Genomic DNA, 19429 nt, shown 5'->3' on the forward strand with positions numbered 1-19429 from the left:
CCACTTCCGGAAAGGAGACCGCCACATGCCGGACCTTCCGGCCGGCCGCCCGGCGAACAACCGGCTGCTGATGGTCATGCCCTATGAGCAGCTGGTCCGCAAGGCCGTCGCCGCGGGCTTCCGCGTGTGGTCCCTCTGGGACCCCGCTTTGCGCGGGCCCGCCTACCTGTCCCAGGTTGCCGAGCACTCCGAGGAACTGCTGCGGGCCGACTTCGGTGACGTCGCCGGACTCCGCGCACTGGTCGCGAAGACAGCCCGGGCCCACCGCGTCCACGCGGTACTCCACATGGGCAGCGAAGCCACGATGGTGCCGGTGGCCGCGGAGGCCGAACGGCTGGGCCTGGCCCTCAACCCGGCCTCCGCTCTGCGGCTGCTGAACGACAAGGCGGCCCTCCGCGAGACGCTGAACACCACCCCGGAGACCACCGTGGCGGCCCGGTGCGCCACCACGCCCGCCGACGTGCGCCGGGCCGTGGCCGGCCGGTCCCTGCCGGCCGTGGTCAAACCGACCGGATCCGCCGGCAGCCGGGGGGTGGCGCTGCTGCGCTCGGCCGCCGATCTGGACCGCTGGGAAGCCGCCGTCCGCCGGGAGGGCGTTCCTGGCCCGTACCTGGTCGAGGACTACCTGACCGGCCCGGAGTTCAGCGTGGAGACTCTCTCCTCCGGCGGGCGCCACCGCCTCATCGGCATCACCGCGAAACAGACCTCCGGCCCGCCCGGCTTCGTGGAGACCGGCCACTTCTTCCCGGCGCCGCTGTCCGAACCCGACAGGGCCGCCGTCCTCCGGGCCACGACCGACCTCCTGGACCGCTGCGGCTACCGCTTCGGCCCCGCCCACACCGAGGTCGTCCTCACCTCCCGCGGCCCTCGCGTCGTGGAGTCACAGGCCCGGCTCGGCGGCGACCGCATCCCGCTGCTGATCGCCACGGCCAGTGGTTTCGACATCGAACAGGCAGTCTTCGGCATCCTGTCCGACGGGCGGCTGCCCCGGCCTCCCGAGCCGCACCGCCACGCCGCGATCCGCTTCTTCCGCCTGCCTCCGGGCCGCCTCACCGGAACCGGCGACACCGGCGCCATACGCGCCCTGTCCCACGTGCACGCACTGCACTTCCCGCACGCTCCCGGCGGCCTGCTCCCACCGGTCACCAACTCCGCCACCCGCCACGGCTACGCCGTGGTGCACGCCGACACCCCGCAACAGGCCGTACGCCGGCTGGACGAGGTCGAATCCATGCTCGCCGCCTCGGTGGCGGAGACCGGCGGTCCCCGCCAGGAAGGAGCCGCCCGATGACCATCCCCGCACCGCAGGAGACCATCTCCCCACCCGGCACCCTGCTGCTGATCGGCGGAGTGGACGCCGTCATCGACCGCGCCGTGGACCTGGGACTGCGTGTCATCCTGATGCAGCACCCGGACAAGCTCACTCTTCGCCAGGCACGCCGCGCCGCCCTGACACTGGTGGCCGACTACACCGACTGGAGCACCGCCGAACCACTGGCACGTGCCGTCCACGCCGCCACCCCCTTCGGCACCGTGCTCTCCCTCACCGAAGGCGGCATGGAAACCGCGGCCAGGCTGAACGACGCCTTCCGCCTCGGCGGCGCGAGCCACACGGTCAGCCGCCGGCTGCGCGACAAGTGGCTGACCCGCTCCCGGATGGCCGAACTCAACTTGCCCGTACCGCCGTTCGCCCTGGTGACCGACCGGGCCTCACTGGCCGCCTTCGGGCAGCGTGCAGGTTATCCGTACGTGATCAAACCCACCGGCACCACCGCGGGCTACGGACTCATACGCGTCACCGGGCCGGCCGGTCTCGACGACGCCTGGACACAGGTACGCCGAATGCTCGGCAAACGGACCGACCGGGGCTCCACCCTTTTCACCGTGCGGGACTTCCTGATGGAAGGCTACGTGCCCGGCCCCGAGTACAGCGTGGAAGCGCTCAGCTTCGCCGGGCGCCACGTGGTCGTGGCCATCACCGAGAAACTCGTGGCCGACGAGCACTTCGCAGAACTCGGCCACGCCCTCCCCGCCCGGTTGCGGCCCGCCGGGGAGAAGGCGCTGACCGAGGCGGTCGGCACCTTCCTCGACGCCATGGACATCACCGACGGCGCCACCCACACCGAGCTCCGGCTCTCCCCCGCCGGCCCGGTCGTCATCGAATCCCACCACCGGGTCGGAGGCGGACACATCGGCGACCTCGTCCGTGAGGTCTACGGAACGGACCTGCTGACCGAGGCCATCGGCTGGGCCACTGGACGGCGTCCGGCCCTCCCGGGCCCTCCTCCGGCACGCGGTGCCGCCGGTGCCCGCTTCGTTGTCCGGAATCCGGGAGTGGTCACCACCGTCTCAGGGGTGGAGGAGACCGCCGCCCGCCCGGACGTGCTCTCGGCGGACGTCACGGTCCGGCCGGGCGACACCGTCCGCCCTCTGCGTGACAACTGGGACCGCCTCGGCTCGGTGGTCGTCCGCGCCCCGGACACCACGCAAGCGGTGGAACTGGCCCGGCAGCTGGCGGAAGAGGAGATCCGTGTGGGCATACGGCCGGCCGACGCCGTCGTTCCCCGGGGGAACACCGCTGCCGACGCCGGCGGGAGGGGAACTCCCGGGACCATCCGGACCGAGGACAGTCCTCCCCGGAAAGCCGTCGAGGGGACGGTGCGCGCGTGAGTGTGCTCATCCTGCACCGGGGCTCCTTCCGCGACAGCCCGTACCGGCGGTGGATGGAGGACTACGACGGTGACGCGGCAGTACTCGCGTCACAGGAACAGCTCAGCGTGCTCGGCGAGCGCCTGCCGCCGGCCACCGGGCGGTTCCGGCACGCCGAGGGAATCCCGGACTACGACCACGGCCCCCTCGTGGCCGAACGTGCCGCCCGGCTCATCGAACAGCACGGACTCCGGCGCGTCGTCGCCATCGGCGAAGTGGACATCGGGCGGGCGGCAGCCCTGCGTGAACGCTACGGCATGCCCGGGCAGCACAGTGCCGGCGCCGCCGTGTACCGGGACAAATGGCTGATGAAGAAGGCCGCCGAAGCCGTCGGCGTCCCGGTCGCCCGGCACGCCCTGGTGGCCGGACCGCGCGACGTGACCGACTACGCCGGACACGCCGGGTATCCCTTCGTCGTCAAACCCCGTCTCGGCGCGGGCTCGATCGGACTCGCGGTCCTGCGCGACCACGAGGACATGCTGCGCTTCCTGACAGCACGCGCGTCTGCCGGCGACTTCCGGACCACGGCGGGCGAAGCCGCCTGGCTCGCCGAACACTTCGTCGCCGGTTCGATGTACCACATCGACGGCATCGTGGCGGACGGCCGCGTCATCACCCTGTGGCCCTCCCACTACCGCTATGCGCTCTCCTCCTACGCCGAGGACCACTCCGGCCGCAAGGACGTGGCACTCGACCCCCACGACCGGCTCACCGGCCGGCTCACCGCCTTCGGGGAACGGGTGCTGGCAGCGCTCGGCGGGCCGTCCGGCTTCTCCTTCCACATCGAGGTCTTCCGCACCCCGCGCGACGAACTGATCCTCTGCGAGGCGGCCTGCCGGCCCGGCGGGGCGGGCATCCGCGACATGCACCGGGCGATGTTCGGGCTGGATCCGGCCGAGACGATGGTCCGCGCCCAGCTCGGCCTGCCCGCTCCCCGGGCCCGCGGCGACAGCGGACACGGGACGGGCGACGGCCGGCTGCTGCCCCGGCAGGTGGCCGGACAGCTGCTGTTCATGAAGAGGCCCGGCACGGTCCGCGAGCTCCCCGGCGAGGTCCCCGGACAGTTCCCCTGGGTGCTGCGCGGCCGGCTGTTCGCCGGCGTCGGTGACAGGCTCGGCGCTGCCGGGCACTCGGGCGACTTCCTGGCCTCCTACGTCCTCGCCGCGCCGGACGGCCACACCCTGGACCTGCGACTCGGCGAACTGGAAGCCTGGTGCACCGAGCGCCTCGGCATCCGCTGAGCACCCCATGCGGTACGGCGGGCCGGGCAGACGCTACGGCCTTCCCGGCCCGCGGAGTCCACGGATCAGATCACGCAGCAGCCCGGTGACCGCCTGCTGCACACCGCCGCCGAACGTGACCCGGGTGGCGCCCAGTTCGCCCAGCTCACGGGGGCGCGGCCCGGAGTCCGGCCCGGCCAGGGCGTTGAGCGGAGCGTCAAGGCCCGCGGCGAGCTCCGGCAGGTGCTCCGGCGGTGCCAGGATCGGGAAGACGCACTCCGCGCCCGCCCGCAGATACCGGCGGCCCCTGGACAGCGCGTCGGACACCGAGCCGTCGCCGAACAGAAAGGTGTCGACCCGGGCGTTGAGGAACAGCTGCCCGCCGGCCGCCTCGCTCAGGGCGGCCAGCCGGTCGGCGTGCCGTTCGGGCTCCAGCAGCCGCCCGCCCGGGGCGGAGTCCTCCAGGTTGCAGCCGGCCGCGCCGGCTTCCAGCAGCCGTTCCGCCAGTTCCCGCGGCGGAAGCCCGTAGCCGTTCTCGACATCCGCGGAGACCGGCACGTCCACCGCCCTGACGATGCGTGCCACGGCGGCGAACATCTCTGCGGGCGGGGTGTGTTCACCGTCCTCGTATCCCAGTGCGGCGGCTGTCGCGGCGCTGGACGTGGCCAGTGCGGGGAAACCGGCGTCGGCGAAGGCGCGTGCGCTCGCCGCGTCCCAGGGCGCGCCCAGGACCAGGGGATCGCCCGGTTCCCGTCCGTGATGCATCCTCCGGAACTCCTGGACATGTCCGACGTGCACGGCGGTTCCTCTCTGTGTCCTGATCACCGGTGTGCCGTCTGCCGAAGGACGCGGGGACGGCATGCGCTCCCGAGGGAGCGGAACCGCCCCGCGACCACGGGCAGCACCGCGACTGCGGCTGCTTCCGGAGCCGCGGCCCGTCAGCGGTACAGCTCGGCGAGCCTAGCGGCTAGTTCGAGCGACTGTGTGCCGTTCAGGCGCGGATCGCACAGGCTCTCGTAGCGGTGGCGCAGGTCCTCATCGGTCAGCCGTCCGCCACCGCCGACGCACTCCGTGACGGGGTCACCGGTGAGTTCGGCGTGCACTCCGCCGGGATGGGTGCCCATTTCGCGGTGGACCTCGAAGAACCCCGTCAGCTCGTCCAGCACGTCCGCCATCCGCCGGGTCTTGACGCCGCCGGAGGTGCTGACCGTGTTGCCGTGCATCGGGTCGCACAGCCACACCACCGGAGCGCCGGAGGCTCGTACCTTCTCCACCAGGCGCGGGAGACGCCGCCGGACCTTCCCGGCGCCCATCCGGACGATGAGCACCAGACGGCCGGGCTCACGCTCCGGGTCCAGCCGGTCGATGAGCGCCAGCACCTCGTCGGGCTCGGCACCGGGACCGAGCTTCACGCCGACCGGGTTGCGCACCCGGGCCGCGAACTCCACGTGTGCGCCGTCCGGCTGCCGGGTGCGTTCGCCGATCCACAGCAGATGGCCGGAGCCGGCGTAGCGGGCGCCGGTCACGCTGTCGGTGCGGACCAGTGTCGTCTCGTAGTCCAGCAGCAGCGCCTCATGGCTGACGAACAGTCCGGTGGCCGGGCGGGTCGGTGCCGGGCGGCGTGCACCGGGCTCACCGGCCGCCGCACGCTCCCTCAGTCCGGCCAGTGTTCCGGCCGACTCCCGGTAGGCCCGCAGCATCCGCCGCGGATCGGGCGTGCGGCTGCGCGGGTCGAAGAGTGAGCCGTTGACGGCGTCGCCCCGGTAGGCGGGCAGCTCGACGCCGTCACGGATCTCGACGGGGCTGGAGCGTGGCTTGGCGTACTGTCCGGCCAGCCGTCCGATCCGCACCACCGGGAACCCGGCAGCGGACACTGTTTCGGACATCCGGTCCAGTACGTCCGCCTTGCTGCGGACGCGTTCCCCGACCGGCTGGTCGAAAGCCTCGGCGCAGTCCCCGCCCTGCACCACCACGGCCTCGCCGTTCGCCACCGCGGCCAGGCGGTCGCGCAGCAGTTCGCACTCGGTGGCGGGCACCAGTGAGGGAAGGGCGGAGAGCCGCGCCCGCACGTCCCGCAGCTCGGCCGGATCCGGCCAGACCGGCTGATGCGGGGCCGCCGGCGGTACCGAGGCCGGGGCCTGCCCGGAAGCGGAGGCGGGAAGGGAGCCGGGGGTCGGCTCGGTGAGCACAGCGGTGGCGTCCGGGTCCGTGGGAGCGGTGGGGACAAGGGCGGTGGCAATGGTCACGGCAGCAAGCCGCCTTCCTGATCGGAGTCGTCGGCGTGGTCGGTGGTACGGGTGTCGCGGATACCGCCTGGGCCGTCGGGCTCCCCGGCCGTGGCAAGGGCCCGGTCGACCAGCTGCCGGGCCGCTCCCGTGTAGCGTTCCGGGTCGAGCAGCTCCGTGATCTGCTGCTCCCCGAAGAGCGCTCGCAGCTGCGGCAGGCCTGCCAGTACCTCGGCGAACGGGACGCCCTCGCGGTCCGCCCGCACTGCCGCGCCGGTCAGCAGGCGACCGGCCTCCGCCCGGCCGAGGACCGGGGCCAGGTGGGCGGCGAGCCGTTCGGAGACCACCTGACCGCCGGTCAGGCCGAGGTTGGACCGCATCCGGCCGGGATCGACGGTGAGCCCTTCGGTGAGCTCGACGGCGGTGTGTGCCGCGCCGCCCGCCAGCCGCAGACACTCGCGCAGCGGCTGCCATTCGGCGTGCCAGGCACCGCCCGACCGTTCGTCCTCGGTGAGCAGGCAGCTCGTCAGCACGGAGGCCAGCGCGGGCACCTGGAGGGATGCGGAGCGGATGAGGGTGCTCAGTACCGGGTTGCGCTTCTGCGGCATGGCGGAGGACGCGCCCCGGCCGGTCACCGCCGGCTCGGCCGCCTCCCCCACCTCGGTGCGGACAAGCACCTGCACGTCCACAGCGATCTTGCCGAGCACCCCGGTGACGTGCGCCAGCAGCGAGCCGAGGTCGGCCACCGGGGCACGCAGTGCGTGCCAGGGCAGCACGGGCCGGGCCAGGCCGGCCTCCGCGGCGAACGCGGTGAGCAGGCGGTCGGGGTAGTCGGCGGGAGGCTCCGAACCGGCCGCGACGCCCGCCTTCTCCAGGTAGCCGGCCAGGGTGCCCGCCGCGCCGCCCAGCGAGACCGGCAGCGCGGCGCGCACCGCTTCCGTGCGCTCGGCGGCCTCGAGCACGGTGCGGTACCAGCCGGCCGCTTTGAGTCCGAAGGTGGTGGGCACCGCGTGCAGAGCCAGAGTGCGGCCCGGCATCGCGGTGTCCCGGTGACGGCCGGCCAGCCGTCCGCAGGCATCGGCCGTGCGGCGCAGGTTGCCGGCGAGCAGGCCCAGACTCCGGGAGGCGACCAGCATGGCGCCGGTGTCCAGGACGTCCTGGCTGGTGGAACCGAAGTGCACGTATGGGGCGGCTGCGGGATCGGCGGCGGCCACCACGCCGGTGAAGTCGCGGATCAGGCCGACGACGGGGTTGGCGGTCTCCCGGGAGAGCACCGCCAGCCGGCGGATGTCCAGCTCGTCCGCGCGGGCCACGCGGGTGATGGTCCGCGCGGCGTGCTCGGGCACGGTGCCGATCCGGGCCTGGGCGCGGGCCAGGGCCGCCTCGGCGTCCAGCATGGCCTGCACCCAGGCGGTGTCGGAGACCGCCGCCTCTGCGGAGGTGCCGGCCCGCACCGGCGAGAGCAGCCCGGTGTCGGGGTCGGCGGGAAGGATGTCCTCGGCGTTCATACCACTGCCTCCGCAACGGGCCGGCGGGCCGGCGGGATCTCGGGAAGCCGCACAGGCGGCAGGGCGAGGACGGTGGCGGCGATGGTGTCCGCGTCCTCCAGCGTCACGGAGCCGACGCCGGGACGGATGCCCGCCGCGGTGACCCAGTGGACCGACTCGGTGGGCACTCCGAAGGCGAAGCGGCGGCGGTGGGCCCGGCCGTCCTGGCCGATCACCCGGTACGGAACGCGGGTGACGGCCAGTCCTCCCGTCTCCAGGTCGGTTCCGTCCTCCCTGGGCACCCGGTGTGCCGTGCACTGCCCGGTCTCCAGCAGGTGCCGCATCAGCGGGTCGGCCGTACCGTGGAGGTCGGTCTCGTGGAGACGGGCCTCGATCAAGGTGGTGGCGCGCACCGGCGGGCCGTTCACCTCGGCCGACCGGGCGGTGAAGGCCCCGGCCGTCTCGTCCGGCCGGACCTGGAGGCCGGGTCCGGCCACTTCGACCACGCCCGCCTCGATCAGCGCGATCAGTTCCTCGACGCGCGAGGACGGCGGGCCGATGGACAGGAACGCGTTCAGCGGAGTGAACCTGCCGTAGAGGTCGTCCCGGTGCGAGTCGCCTTCCAGCCCGCAGTGGTCCACCAGCAGCCGGACCTCGTTACGCAGGTCGCGCAGGGTGTCCAGGGCCGCCTTCAACGGGCCGTGGAGATTGCCCAGCGCGGCCTGCCGGACATCCTCCCGGAGATACTCCAGCAGCCATTCCCGGTACTCGCCGGAATTCCGGAAGTTCCGATCGCGGGTGGGCCGGGATATCCGCTGCCAGTCCCAGTGTTCTTCCTGCCGGACACCCGAGGCGTCCAGCACGGCGTTCTCGTCCGCCTCCGATCCTGCGGCGAGGAATCTTTCGGCGAACGCTTCGCCGCCGCGTGCGCCCGTACGTCCGGCGAGCAGCGCCTCGTAATAGACCGCACGGACCTCCTTGCTGATCAGCGGCCAGATGTCGGTATCGAAGCGCACCCATTTCCCGGCCCGGGAACGGGCACGCAGCGCCTCGATCCGTTCCGGGGTCAGCACGCGGGGGACGATCCGCCCGAAGGCGCCTTTCTGGTTCTCGCCGCGCGCGTGATAAGGAACCCCGCGCCGGGAACCCGCGTACAGCAGGGGCTCACGCCCGGACGGCCGGTAGACCAGCCGCCGGCCGGAGCGCTCGAAGGACCCGCCCCGGCCGACGGTGAGCAGAGCCAGGTGGTCGAAGAAGGTCAGGCCCAAGCCGCGCACGATGACCTGTCCGCCCGGCGGTATCGCGTCGAGATCGAGATCCGCGGGATTCGCCGGAGCGAAGTACCGCAAGCCGTTCCGCCGGGCGAAGGCATCCAGGGCACGTTCTTCCGCGGAAGGCAGCAGCGCGGTGTGCCCCTGGGCCAGCACCACTGCGGACAGGCCCGGCAGCACCGTGCCGTCGTCCAGGAGCAGTCGCTGGCCACCGTCCTCGCCGGCCGGCCCCTCGTCGTCCAGGCGTACCGCCCGCGCCTGGTGCGCCACCACCTCCAGGTGCGCCGGCGCGGACTCCACGATCCGGCGGAAGACCCAGGTCAGATAAGCTCCGTAGAGTGCCCGTGAGGGGTAGTCGTCGGGTTGCAGTGCAGCGGCCTGGGCGAGCAGAGGGCCGGTCGCCGGGCCGGTCCCGCGAAGCTCCGCCCGGCCGTCCTCCAGCATCCTGGCCCACTCGTGCAGACTGGGCCCGCGGACCAGCGGCCCGCGCAGCCTCACGCTGCTGTCGGGATAGAGCGAGATCTGCGAGGAAACCGTGTTCATGAGCAACACCAGTGACTGGTCGACGCGCCACACCCGGCCCGGCCCCGGGGGCGAGGGATCGACGAGGCGGACCACCAGAGCTCCCGCTGACGGGTGCGCGGCCTCGGCGGCGCACAGCCGCTCCAGCACCGAAAGTCCTCTGGGACCCGCACCGACCAGGCAGATCTCCCGGCGCAGAGCCCGGGTGGTACCGGTCATGGCGAACCCCCGGCACTCGCGAGAATGAGTCCTTTCACAGCGACATCCCCTCCTTCTGAAGAACGCACAAGCGGACCACCGGGCAGGGGAATTCCCCGGACACCGGCAGCCCTCAGCATTCACGGCACCCTGGATGCCTGAAAGGCACGGGATACTTCGCGTCGGCGCAGCACATAAATGAGAAGGATGAGAAGCGTTACGGACCTTCACGAAACGGACACTGCCACCGGGGGTTCGGGATGAATCGCTCTTGCCAGTGGTCCGGGCCGGTTCCTAGGCTTCCGGCGATACCTGCGAAGGGGATTCCATGACCGACTCCGGATATTCCGGCGGCCCTTTTCTGCGTCCCGCTGTCGCGCGCGTTCCGCACCACGCGCCCGGCGGGACGTCGTCCGCGCTCCGCAGACTGGCGGCCAATGAGACGCCCTGGCCGCCCCCGCCCTCGGTCGCCGAGGCGCTGCGCGAGGCCGCGCTCTGGTCCCACCGCTACCCCGACAGGGGCAGCAGAGAGCTGACCGAGGCGCTCGCCGAACGGCTGCGGGTGCCGATGGAGCACCTGGCCACCGGCACCGGTTCGGTGGGGCTGCTCAAGCAGCTGCTGCAGAGCACTGTCCAGCACGAAGGGGACGAGGTCGCCTACGCCTGGCTGTCCTTCGAGGCGTATCCGCACCTGTCCGCCGTCGCCGGCGCCCGAGTGCGGCAGATACCGCTCCGGGACGAGCGGCACGACCTGGAGGCCCTGGCCGACGCGGTCGGCGAACGGACCCGGCTGGTCATCGTCTGCAATCCCAACAATCCGACCGGCACCACCGTCCGCCGCGCCGAACTGGAGCGCTTTCTCGACCGGGTCCCGGAGCGCACGCTGGTCGTGCTGGACGAGGCGTACCGGGAGTTCGTACGGGATCCGGACGTGCCGGACGGTCTGGAGCATTACCGGGACCGGCCCAACGTGGCGGTGCTGCGAACCTTCTCCAAGGCATACGGTCTGGCCGGCCTGCGGGTCGGCTACGCCGTCGCCGCCGCGCCGGTCGCGGCGGCGCTGCGGGCCTGTGCCGTGCCCTTCGGCGTGAGCGGGCCGGCCCAGTACGCGGCGCTCGCCGCGCTGCGCACCGAGGACGAACTCATGGAACGCGTGAATCTGCTGGTGTCGGAGCGCAAGCGGGTCACCGACGGCCTGCGCGCCCTGGGGTATTCCGTGCCCGGCTCCGAGGCCAACTTCCTCTGGCTGCGGCTCGGCGAGCGGTCCGTCTGCTTCGCGGCGGCCTGCGCCGAGGCGGGCGTCCTGGTGCGCGCGTTCCCGGGTGAGGGCGTGCGCGTCACCCTCGGCCTGCCGGAGGAGAACGACCTGGTGCTGCGGGCGGCTGCCGGGGCCGACGCGGCCGCTCCCGGCTGAGCCACTGGTGATTCGCCGGACATGACCACGCCGGCACACCGCGCCGGCCGGCTGTCCGGCTGCCGCTGCCCGCGACGGCCGGACAGCCGCGGCCGGTCTCCCGCGGTCAGACCGCGGGGCTCCGCAGGCGGGTGTCCGGCGTCCGGCCGGCGCCCAGAGCCCGGGCCAGCTCGGTCAGGCCGGGCAAGCGCAGGATGTCGTAGTGGCCGCCCCGCAGGCGGATCACGTCCGGGGGCACGCCGTAGCGTCCGTGGTCCTCCAGGAAGGAACGGGTGTCGCCGTTCGCAGTGAACACGGTGACGGGCGCCTGTACCCGCCGCTCGGCCAGTTCGTCCGGGGTGTAGGTGAACTCGTACATGCGCCGCACGACTTCACTGATCCGGGTGACCAGGCCGGCGTCGAGTCCCGGGAGGCGTGCGCTCATGAACGCCGTGAAGCTCGCCTCGTCGGTGCCCTCGGTGAGGCATTCCGCCAGCAGCGGTCCGGTGATGGTCCCGGTGAAAACGGAGAACAGAATGGCCAGGAACCCGGGATCGGCGTACGAGGCCCGGCGCCGGCCGCAAGAAGCACTGTTCCCGGTACGCGGAGAACCCGGGGCGATCAGGAACAGCTGCTCCACCCGCTCCCCCGAGCACTCGATCAGATGTGCGGCCTCATAGGCCACCTGGGCGCCGAAGGAGTAGCCCCACAGGGTGTAGGGGCCGGACGGCTGGACCGCCCGGATGGCCTCCACGTCCGCCGCTGCCATGGCCCGCACGGAGGTGCTGGGCTCCTCCCCGGGATTGATTCCCTGGGCCTGGATTCCGTAGAACGGGCGGTCCAGCCCGGCGTCCCGGGCCAGTGGGCGCAGGCCCATCGGGTAACCGCCGAGGCCGGGCCAGCAGTGCACCGGGCTTCCGGTGCCCCCGGGGTGCAGCGGCACCAGCCGGGAGGCGGTGATCCCGGCGAGCACCCCGGATGTTCCCGAAGCCCCGGAAACCTCGTCGATGCGGGAGGCGAGCTGTGCGACGGTCGGGCACTCGAAGATGATCTGTGCCGGGAGCGAGCTGCCGAATTCCCGGTTGAGCCGGTTGATCAGCAGGACGGCGGTCAGCGAATTGCCGCCCGCTTCGAAGAAGTCGTCCCGGACCGATACGGGTTCGTATCGCAGCGCTGCGGACCAGACCGCGGCGGTCCTGTTCTCGGCCACCGTGCGCGGTGGGACGTGGGGGCGCAGGCCGGTTCCGGGGGCCGTCGCGGGCGACTCCTCAAGCGCCCTCAGATCGGTCTTGCCGTTGGCCGTGAGCGGGATGCGGTCCATGATGACGACCTTGTTCGGCACCATGTAGTCGGGCAGGAAGGCGGCCAGGTCGTCCTTGATCAGTTCCGCCGGCCCTCTCATGTGGACGGCGTCCTCGCGCATGCCCTCGCTGTGCCGCTGCTCCGCGCTGACCCGGCCTCCGGTGAAGAAGTAGGAGGCGGGCGCGTCCCTGCCGCGGGAGCGGAGGATCTCGCGGATACGCCGGGCGGCCGGCAGGTCACGGCCGCTCTTCGAGCTGTATCCGCTGGACATCAGACCGATGCCGAGGTCGTTGAACTGGAGGCGCTGCAGAACCCGGCCGAGGCCGATGTACTCCAGCCAGGGCCGCTGCGGACGGCTGACGACGGTGATGCCGAAGCTGGCCTCGGTGTACGCCTGCTGGTTGATGGCCACCACATGCTTCTTCAGGACGAGGTCGTCGGATATGCGTTCCAGCAGGCCGTCGTGGTAGTGGTACTGGCCGGCAGGCAGGCCCTCGATCCTCCCGGGGTGGGCCTGGACGTAGAGGTCGACCGGCTCCGCGGGACGCCGGCCGGGGTCCGGGACCAGTTCGAAGGTGCCCAGACAGCAGTCGTCCCCGGCGGCGCCGAGTGCGTCCATCACCTCGGGGAAGCAACCCACTTCGCGGATGGCCAGACCGTGGTCGCGCAGGATCTCGTCGAACACACCGACCATATGGCCGGTCTCGATCTCCAGCACTTCCCGGACGTTGTCACGGTAGACGGGTTCGATCGCGCCGCGCCGCCCGGCGAAGTGAATCCGCGGCCCGGTGTGCGGTGTTCCGGTGTGCTCACCGGTGCGCACCAGTGTGTGGTCCAGCGGGTGGTAGTAGTAGCAGCCGGCCGGCAGCGGTCCCTCAGGCGGGATCTCCACAAGCATCTGGGTGGCGTACAGGGCCCCCGGGGAGGCGTAGGAGTACTTGGGGAGCAGCCGTTCCTCGCTGGTGTAACGGCCGAACCAGCGCAGGATGCGGCCGAGCCGGCCGAGGGTCAGCCGCTGCGGCGGCCGGGGAGCCCGCGCCGGCTGCGGGACGGCGAGCAGTCGCAGCAGGTCCGCGCGGGACACCGGTCCTCCGTCGTAGAGGCGGTAGGTCTTGCGGGCGAAGACCCGGCGGCGCTGCGCGGCGTCCGGTGTGCGGCCGGGAAGAGGGATGACCGGTCTGCCGTCGAGCTCTGCCGGTGTGCGCACACCCGGGTTCGACAGCTGCGCCCGCACCTGGAGCCGGCCGGCCTTGGACCGGTGGTGGTCACCGTGTTCCCCCTGATCCATCAACGCCGCTTCCCGGGAGTTGAGTTCGGCGCAGGCGATGAGGTGCTGGGAACCACTGCGAGGGTCCTCCCGGACGATCACCGCCGCCCGGGTGACCCACTCGTGGTTCTCGATGGCGAGCGCGATCTCGTCCGGTTCGACCCGGAAGCCGCGCAGCTTGACCTGGTTGTCCGCGCGCCCGACGAAGTGCACGGTACCGTCGGCGCCGCCGTAGGCCAGGTCACCGGTCCGGTACATCCGCTCCGGACCCCGGTCCGGGCTCAGTGCGACCGGGCGGAAGCGCTCCGCGGTCAGCTCCGGACGGTGCAGGTATCCCCGGGCGAGCTGGGCACCTCCGATGTACAGCTCGCCGGTCTCACCCGCGCGCACGGGCCTCAGACGCGCGTCGAGGATGGCGTACCGGGTGCCGGGCACCGGTCTCCCGATCGGGACGGACGGCGGTTCGTCCGCGAGGGCCGCCGGATCGACGCGGAAGGCGGAGGAGTTGATGGTGCACTCAGTGGGCCCGTAGAGGTTGACCAGCTCTCGCCCGGGCAGCTCCTCGACGCAGCGCCGCGCGAGATCGCGGGGAAGAACCTCCCCACCGCTGAAGACCCGGCGCAGCGACGCGCACGCGCCGAGCCGTTCGGTGTCCAGCAGGGCGCGCAGCAGGGTGGGCACGCACTGCAGCAAGGTGACGTCGTGGGTGGTGATGGTGTCGATGAGCCGTTCGGGGTCCCGGTACATACCGGGACCGCCCATCACGACGCGGCTGCCGCAGGCCGGGGCCAGAATTTCCCACTGGGCCGCGTCGAAGCTGATGGGGGTCTTCTGGACAACGGTGGCTTCCGCGTTCAGACCGTGCTCGGTGTGCAGCCAGCGCAGCTGATGGACGACGGCGCGGTGACTGATCATCACCCCCTTGGGCCGGCCGGTGCTGCCCGAGGTGTAGATCACGTAGGCGAGATCGTCCGGGTGGATCGCACGGCGGGGCCGTGGTGGCTCGCCCGCCGGGAGCACACAGCCGGCGGGGGGATCGGTGCCGGGGTCGGTGAGACTGAGGATCACGGTGCCTGCCGGTGCGAGGGAAGTGAGCCGCCGGCGGAAGGTGTCCTGGCAGACGATGACCCGCGCGCGGCTGTCCTCCGTCATGTAGCGGATGCGTTCCTCGGGATACTCAGGGGAGAGCGGCAGGTAGGCCCCGCCGGAGAGCAGGATGCCCCACACACCCGTCATCAGGTCGGTGGAGGGTTCCGCGTACAGTCCGACGCAGTCGTCCGCGCGGACCCCGAGGCGCCGCAGGCGCAGCGCCACCTGTGCGGCGCCTTCCTGGAGTTGCCGGTAGCTCAGGGTCACCTCGCCGTGCACCACGGCCGGATCCTCCGGACGTTCCCGTGCGGTTCTTCCCAGCATTCCGGCAAGAGAGCCGGGCTCGGCGGATCGCCGGTTCATCTGTCGTGTCCTCACAGTGATCTCGCGGCCGGTCCGCCGGGCACCGGGGCGGCGGGGCCGGTGTCCGGGTGGTGGCAGGTGCGGGCCGCGGCGAGGCCCAGCAGATAGCCCAGCTGCACGCGGGTGCCGGCGCCGGTTTCCTCCTTCATCGCCGCGATGTGTGTCTGGAGGGTGCGGGTACTGACGCCCACCCGGCGGGCGATGGGAGCGTCGGACCAGCCCTCGGTGAGCAGCCTGCGGATGGTGCCGCGGACGGCGGGCATCACCTCGCGGGCCGCCTCGGCGGCGTGCGTGGGGCGGTAGGGCAGCGTGTCCGCGCGTCCCCAGGCACGCTCGAAGAGATCGGCGAGGAAACGGACCAGCACCGGGTGGGTGACGGCCAGTCCGGCGGGTTCGCCGGGGCCGGAGAACGGCAGGAACACCACCGACCGGTCCACCACGATCATGTCCTCGAAGAACTCGGGGAGGGTGCGGATGCGTACCGGGCAGGCCGCGCCCCCCGCGTCACGGATCCGCTCCTGGACCGCCCGCGCGTAGTCCTTGGCGGCCTCGTCGAATCGCGTGGTGTGCCGGTACAGGAGGTGCACCGGGATTCCGCGCGCCGCCAGGGCCCGCACCGCCCGGGGCGCGTCCCAGCCCTCGGGGGTGTCCCGGGGACCGGCCGGCAGTCCCGCCAGCACCTGCTGTCCCGCGCCGGACAGCGCCTGGTGCAGCGCGGCGTCCAGATCGGCCGGTGCGGGCAGTGCGGTGACGCCGGGTGCCTCAGCGGGGGCGGCCGGACCCGAGGGCCGGCCGCCGGCCGACGGCGTGCCGTCGAGTCCTGAGGCAAGGTCGGCGAGCCGGCGGGAGAGTTCCAGGAGCACATCGCTCCATGGGCCGTTCGGCGCGGCCGGCGCTGCCGGACGGTCCGGTCCGGTCCGCTCCGGGTGCGGGGGTGCATGCGGGGTCCGTGTGCGGGGCAGGACGGCGATGCTGTGCGGATGGTTGATGGTGTTCATCGATAGACCTCGCTCTCGGGCGGGAACGGCATCAGCCCGCCGCGGACTCACGAGGAGGGGCGGGCGGGTGCGTCGCAGGAGGACGACTGCTGACGAGCTGTGGCCGCAGTGTGCCGCCGGGGCTTCCCGATCCGTTCCCGTTCGTTCCTGCGCGTTCCCCCCACGCCTTCCACCAGCTGACCGCAATCGCACACAGAATCCACTGACTTGCTGATACCGTGCCTGCGAGCTGGTCCGGGTGGGGCCGCGCCGCCGGGTGGAACGGGACTTCAGGCGGTGTTTTCCCTGGATGGCGGAGCCGGCTCTTTCGGCCGAACGAGGGGGTCATGACGCCGTCCGACAGACCGGTCACCCGGTTGAGGTTCAACATCCTGGGGCCATTCGAGGGCTGGGCCGACGGCCGCCAGCTGCGTCTGGGCGGCGCACTGCGGGAGCGGACTCTCGTCATGCTGCTGCTGGAGACAGGCTCGGTGCTCCCCGTCAGCCGGCTGGTCGCGGCGGCCTGGGACGAGGCTCCCCCGAACAGCGCGGCACACCAGATCCGCAAGGCCGTCGCCGACCTCCGGCAGCGCATCCCCGGCGGCAGTGAGCTGATCACCACGACCGGACCTGGTTACCGGATCGTGGTCGAGGAGGAGCAGCTCGACCACGCCGAGTTCCGAGCCGGGGTGCGGGCGGCGCGGGCGGCCGTGGCGGAAGGGAAGCCGGAGTCGGCGGTCAGCCGCTTCGGCGAGGCTCTGCGGCTGTGGCGCGGCCCGGTCATGGCGGGGTACGGCGGGCAGGTGGTGGACGCGGTCTCGGCAGTGCTGGAGGAACAGCGGCTCGCCGCCGCCGAGCAGTTCTTCGAGCTCTGCCTCCGGCTCGGCGAATCGGCTGAACTCCCCAATGAACTCGTCGGCCGGATAAAGGAGCTGACCGAGCAGTACCCGCTCAGCGAAACGCTGCGCGGCCAGTTGATGCTGGCCCTCTACCGAACCGGCCGACAGGCCGACGCCCTGGCCGAGTACGAGCGGATACGCCTGTTGCTGACCGAGGAGATGGGCGTCGATCCGGGGCCGCGGCTGGGCGGCATCTTCGAACAGATCCTCCAGCAGCGACCGGAGATCGGCCCGTCGGCCGCAGTGGCCGTCCCCGCGGTCCCTTCCCCCGTTCCCGCACCCGTCGCCATCAGCACCGCCACCTCGTTCAGTTCACTGCCCGGAGACCTCTCCGACTTCGTCGGCCGTGACCAGGAGATGCGCCAGCTGGCGCGGGCGGTCGCCGAGGGAACCCGCATCGTCGCCATCGACGGCATGGGCGGAAGCGGCAAGACCGCATTGGCCGTGCACGCGGCCCACCGGCTGGCCGAGCGCTACCCGGACGGCCGCCTGTTCGTGGACTTACGCGGGCACACCCCCGGAGAGGAGCCGCTGACCGCCGGCGTCTGCCTGGAGACCCTGCTGCGCTCGGCGGGGCTGCCCGCCGAACAGATACCCGACGATCTGAGCGCGCGCACCGCGCTGTGGCGGGCCGTCACCGCCTGCCGCCGGATGCTGATGATCCTGGACAACGCCCAGGACGTCGCTCAGACCCGGCCGCTGCTGCCCAGCGGGCCGGAGAACCTGACCCTGCTCACCAGCAGGGCCCGGCTGGTCGATCTGGACGGAGCCCGCTGGCTGTCCCTGGGAGTGCTTCCACCGGAGGCCAGTGTGGCGTTTCTGCGCGACGCCCTGGGCGCCGAACGAGTGGACGCCGAACCGGAACCCGGTGCCGAACTGGTCGAATTGTGCGGTCACCTGCCGCTGGCTCTGCGGATCGCCGCCGCCCGTCTGCAGAACCGGCCGCAGTGGTCGCTGTCCTTCCTCGCCGGGCGCATGCGGGACGAGAGCCGGAAGCTCGGCGAACTGCGGTCCGCCGACCGGAGCGTGGCGGCAGCCCTGCGGCTCTCGATGGTGTCCCTGGACCTCCATCTGCAGTCCTCGTTCCGGCTGGTCGGGCTGCACCCAGGACGCGACATCGACCCGGCGAGCGCGGCCGCACTGCTGGGAACCGACCCGGAGCGGACCGAGGAGATCCTGGAGACCCTGCTCGATGTACACCTGCTCGGATCGGCCGAACGCGGCCGCTACGCCTTTCACGACCTGGTGCGCAGCTTCGCACGCAGTCTGTGCGGCCCCGACACCGAGAAGCATGACCACGAGGCCGTGACCCGCCTGCTCAACTACTACATCGCCACCGCGGAGAACGCCTGCGATCTGCTCTTTCCCAAGCGTCCCCGGCTCAGCCACCTGCTGCCCGACGCCACCACCGCCTACCACACCGAGTTCGCCACCGCCGACCAGGCTCTCGCCTGGCTCGACACCAACCGGGTGTCGCTGCTGGCCGCGGTGCGGCTGGCCGGGGAGCGTCAGCTCCACCGGCACGCCGCCTGCCTGCCGCGAAGCCTGAGCTACCACTCTCATCTGCGCAACTACCCGGGCGAGTTGCTGGAGGCGTACCGGACCTCGGTGGACTCGGCGCGGCGGCTGAACGAGCCCGCTCTGCTGGTGCTCGTTCTCACCAATCTGGCCAACCTGCACTGGAAGCTCGGCAACTTCTTCGACGGGACAACGGTGCTCAAGGAGGCCCGGGAGATCGCGGCCGGCATCGAGGACCGGGAGGGCGTGGCCTACTGCCTCAGCCAACTCGGCACCTTCTACAACAGCCTGGGCCGGCTGGAGGAGGCACTGGACAGCCTCACCGAAGCGGTCAGGACCCACCGGGAACTCGGAGCGCCCGCGGAGGAAGCCCTCGCCCTGAGCAACATCAGCAGTGTCCTGGGCCGGCTGGGCCGGTTCGAGAAGTCCGCCGAGGCGGCTGCCGAGGCCCTCGCGGTGCAAGAACGCATCGGCGAGACGAATGACAAGATCGACGCCCTGGCCAATCTCTCCGCAGCGCACCTCGGACTGGGCAGGCCCGAGCGTGCGCTGGAGTGCCTGGAGAAGGCGCAGGATCTGTGCGAGATGCTGCGCCGGCCCGCGAACACCGTGGTGGTCCTCGCCCACCTGGCGGACGTATGGGTGCGCCTGGGCGGGCTGGACAGGGCCGCGGGCTACGCGGAGCGGGCGCTGCGGCTGGCCGAGGCGAACAGTTCCCCGGTGCACCGGGCACGGGTCCGGAACGCCGCCGGCCGGGTCGCCGACGCACGCGGGAACCACGCCGAGGCGCTGCGTCACCACAAGGAGGCGTACGCGGTGTCCGCCAGAGTCATGCACCGGTACGAAATGCTCCGCTCGCTGGACGGCATGGCCGCCGCTGCCGCGGGAAGCGGGAGCTTCGCGGAGGCCGCCGCCCATCTGGCGGAGGCCGACGCACTCGCCGCGGAGATGAACATCACCACGGACCGTTCCTGCATCTTCTGACGGGA

The 19429-nt window shown here is 72.1% G+C and carries 10 protein-coding genes and 1 pseudogene; 5 read left to right on the forward strand and 6 right to left on the reverse strand.

All coding sequences use genetic code 11. The features are described 5' to 3' along the window. Positions 1 to 25: 25 nt before the first annotated feature. The 3 genes from ABD299_RS05110 to ABD299_RS05120 are packed head-to-tail and all read left to right on the forward strand — an operon-like array spanning position 26 to position 3950. Positions 26 to 1291 (forward strand): ATP-grasp domain-containing protein, encoded by a 1266-nt coding sequence (locus tag ABD299_RS05110; protein WP_344259191.1) that lies wholly within the window; start codon positions 26 to 28, stop codon positions 1289 to 1291. Then, complete coding sequence (locus ABD299_RS05115; protein WP_344259193.1) at positions 1288 to 2670, forward strand: ATP-grasp domain-containing protein; 1383 nt, start codon at positions 1288 to 1290, stop codon at positions 2668 to 2670. The genes ABD299_RS05110 and ABD299_RS05115 overlap by 4 nt, the downstream gene beginning before the upstream one ends. Then, a complete protein-coding gene (locus tag ABD299_RS05120) occupies positions 2667 to 3950 on the forward strand; it encodes an ATP-grasp domain-containing protein (protein ID WP_344259195.1) in 1284 nt (427 codons plus the stop codon). Before ABD299_RS05115 ends, ABD299_RS05120 begins: the two co-directional genes overlap by 4 nt. Before the next feature lie 33 nt (positions 3951 to 3983). Here the strand turns inward: ABD299_RS05120 and ABD299_RS05125 are convergent, their stop codons facing one another. The 4 genes and pseudogenes from ABD299_RS05125 to ABD299_RS05140 form a co-directional block, all read right to left on the reverse strand. After that, positions 3984 to 4694 (reverse strand): isocitrate lyase/PEP mutase family protein, encoded by a 711-nt coding sequence (locus ABD299_RS05125; protein ID WP_344259197.1) that lies wholly within the window; start codon positions 4692 to 4694, stop codon positions 3984 to 3986. Positions 4695 to 4867: 173 nt separating this feature from the next. Beyond that, positions 4868 to 6007 (reverse strand): annotated as a pseudogene (locus ABD299_RS05130) (3-deoxy-7-phosphoheptulonate synthase class II); the annotation flags it as partial. Between the two features lie 164 nt (positions 6008 to 6171). Next, positions 6172 to 7662, reverse strand: coding sequence for a nitrosuccinate lyase (locus ABD299_RS05135; protein ID WP_344259199.1), 1491 nt, complete (start codon positions 7660 to 7662; stop codon positions 6172 to 6174). After that, complete coding sequence (locus ABD299_RS05140) at positions 7659 to 9653, reverse strand: FAD/NAD(P)-binding protein (RefSeq protein WP_344259201.1); 1995 nt, start codon at positions 9651 to 9653, stop codon at positions 7659 to 7661. Before ABD299_RS05140 ends, ABD299_RS05135 begins: the two co-directional genes overlap by 4 nt. A gap of 307 nt (positions 9654 to 9960) precedes the next feature. Between ABD299_RS05140 and hisC the strand changes: the two genes are divergently transcribed. Beyond that, complete coding sequence (gene hisC, locus ABD299_RS05145) at positions 9961 to 11046, forward strand: histidinol-phosphate transaminase (protein WP_344259203.1); 1086 nt, start codon at positions 9961 to 9963, stop codon at positions 11044 to 11046. A 106-nt stretch (positions 11047 to 11152) separates the two neighbouring features. Here hisC and ABD299_RS05150 read toward each other — a convergent pair whose 3' ends face one another. After that, complete coding sequence (locus ABD299_RS05150) at positions 11153 to 15046, reverse strand: amino acid adenylation domain-containing protein (protein ID WP_344259205.1); 3894 nt, start codon at positions 15044 to 15046, stop codon at positions 11153 to 11155. A gap of 11 nt (positions 15047 to 15057) precedes the next feature. Further along, positions 15058 to 16044, reverse strand: a complete 987-nt coding sequence (locus ABD299_RS05155; protein WP_344259207.1) for a hypothetical protein — start codon at positions 16042 to 16044, stop codon at positions 15058 to 15060. A gap of 326 nt (positions 16045 to 16370) precedes the next feature. Here ABD299_RS05155 and ABD299_RS05160 point away from each other — a divergent pair, with 326 nt between their 5' ends. Further along, positions 16371 to 19424 carry an AfsR/SARP family transcriptional regulator gene (locus tag ABD299_RS05160; protein ID WP_344259209.1) on the forward strand — a complete coding sequence of 1018 codons (3054 nt, stop codon included), beginning with the start codon at positions 16371 to 16373 and terminating at the stop codon, positions 19422 to 19424. The last annotated feature ends 5 nt before the right edge of the window (positions 19425 to 19429 follow it).

The sequence above is a fragment of the Streptomyces sodiiphilus genome, from assembly GCF_039529215.1.
Taxonomy (GTDB): domain Bacteria; phylum Actinomycetota; class Actinomycetes; order Streptomycetales; family Streptomycetaceae; genus Streptomyces; species Streptomyces sodiiphilus.

Bases quoted from the DNA above. Each gene is read 5' to 3' on its own strand.
- ABD299_RS05150 (WP_344259205.1), bottom strand. From the start codon at position 15,046: ATGAACCGGCGATCCGCCGAGCCCGGCTCTCTTGCCGGAATGCTGGGA.
- ABD299_RS05160 (WP_344259209.1), top strand. From the start codon at position 16,371: ATGACGCCGTCCGACAGACCGGTCACCCGGTTGAGGTTCAACATCCTG.
- ABD299_RS05125 (WP_344259197.1), bottom strand. From the start codon at position 4,694: ATGCATCACGGACGGGAACCGGGCGATCCCCTGGTCCTGGGCGCGCCC.
- hisC (WP_344259203.1), top strand. From the start codon at position 9,961: ATGACCGACTCCGGATATTCCGGCGGCCCTTTTCTGCGTCCCGCTGTC.
- ABD299_RS05155 (WP_344259207.1), bottom strand. From the start codon at position 16,044: ATGAACACCATCAACCATCCGCACAGCATCGCCGTCCTGCCCCGCACA.
- ABD299_RS05115 (WP_344259193.1), top strand. From the start codon at position 1,288: ATGACCATCCCCGCACCGCAGGAGACCATCTCCCCACCCGGCACCCTG.
- ABD299_RS05110 (WP_344259191.1), top strand. From the start codon at position 26: ATGCCGGACCTTCCGGCCGGCCGCCCGGCGAACAACCGGCTGCTGATG.
- ABD299_RS05140 (WP_344259201.1), bottom strand. From the start codon at position 9,653: ATGACCGGTACCACCCGGGCTCTGCGCCGGGAGATCTGCCTGGTCGGT.
- ABD299_RS05135 (WP_344259199.1), bottom strand. From the start codon at position 7,662: ATGAACGCCGAGGACATCCTTCCCGCCGACCCCGACACCGGGCTGCTC.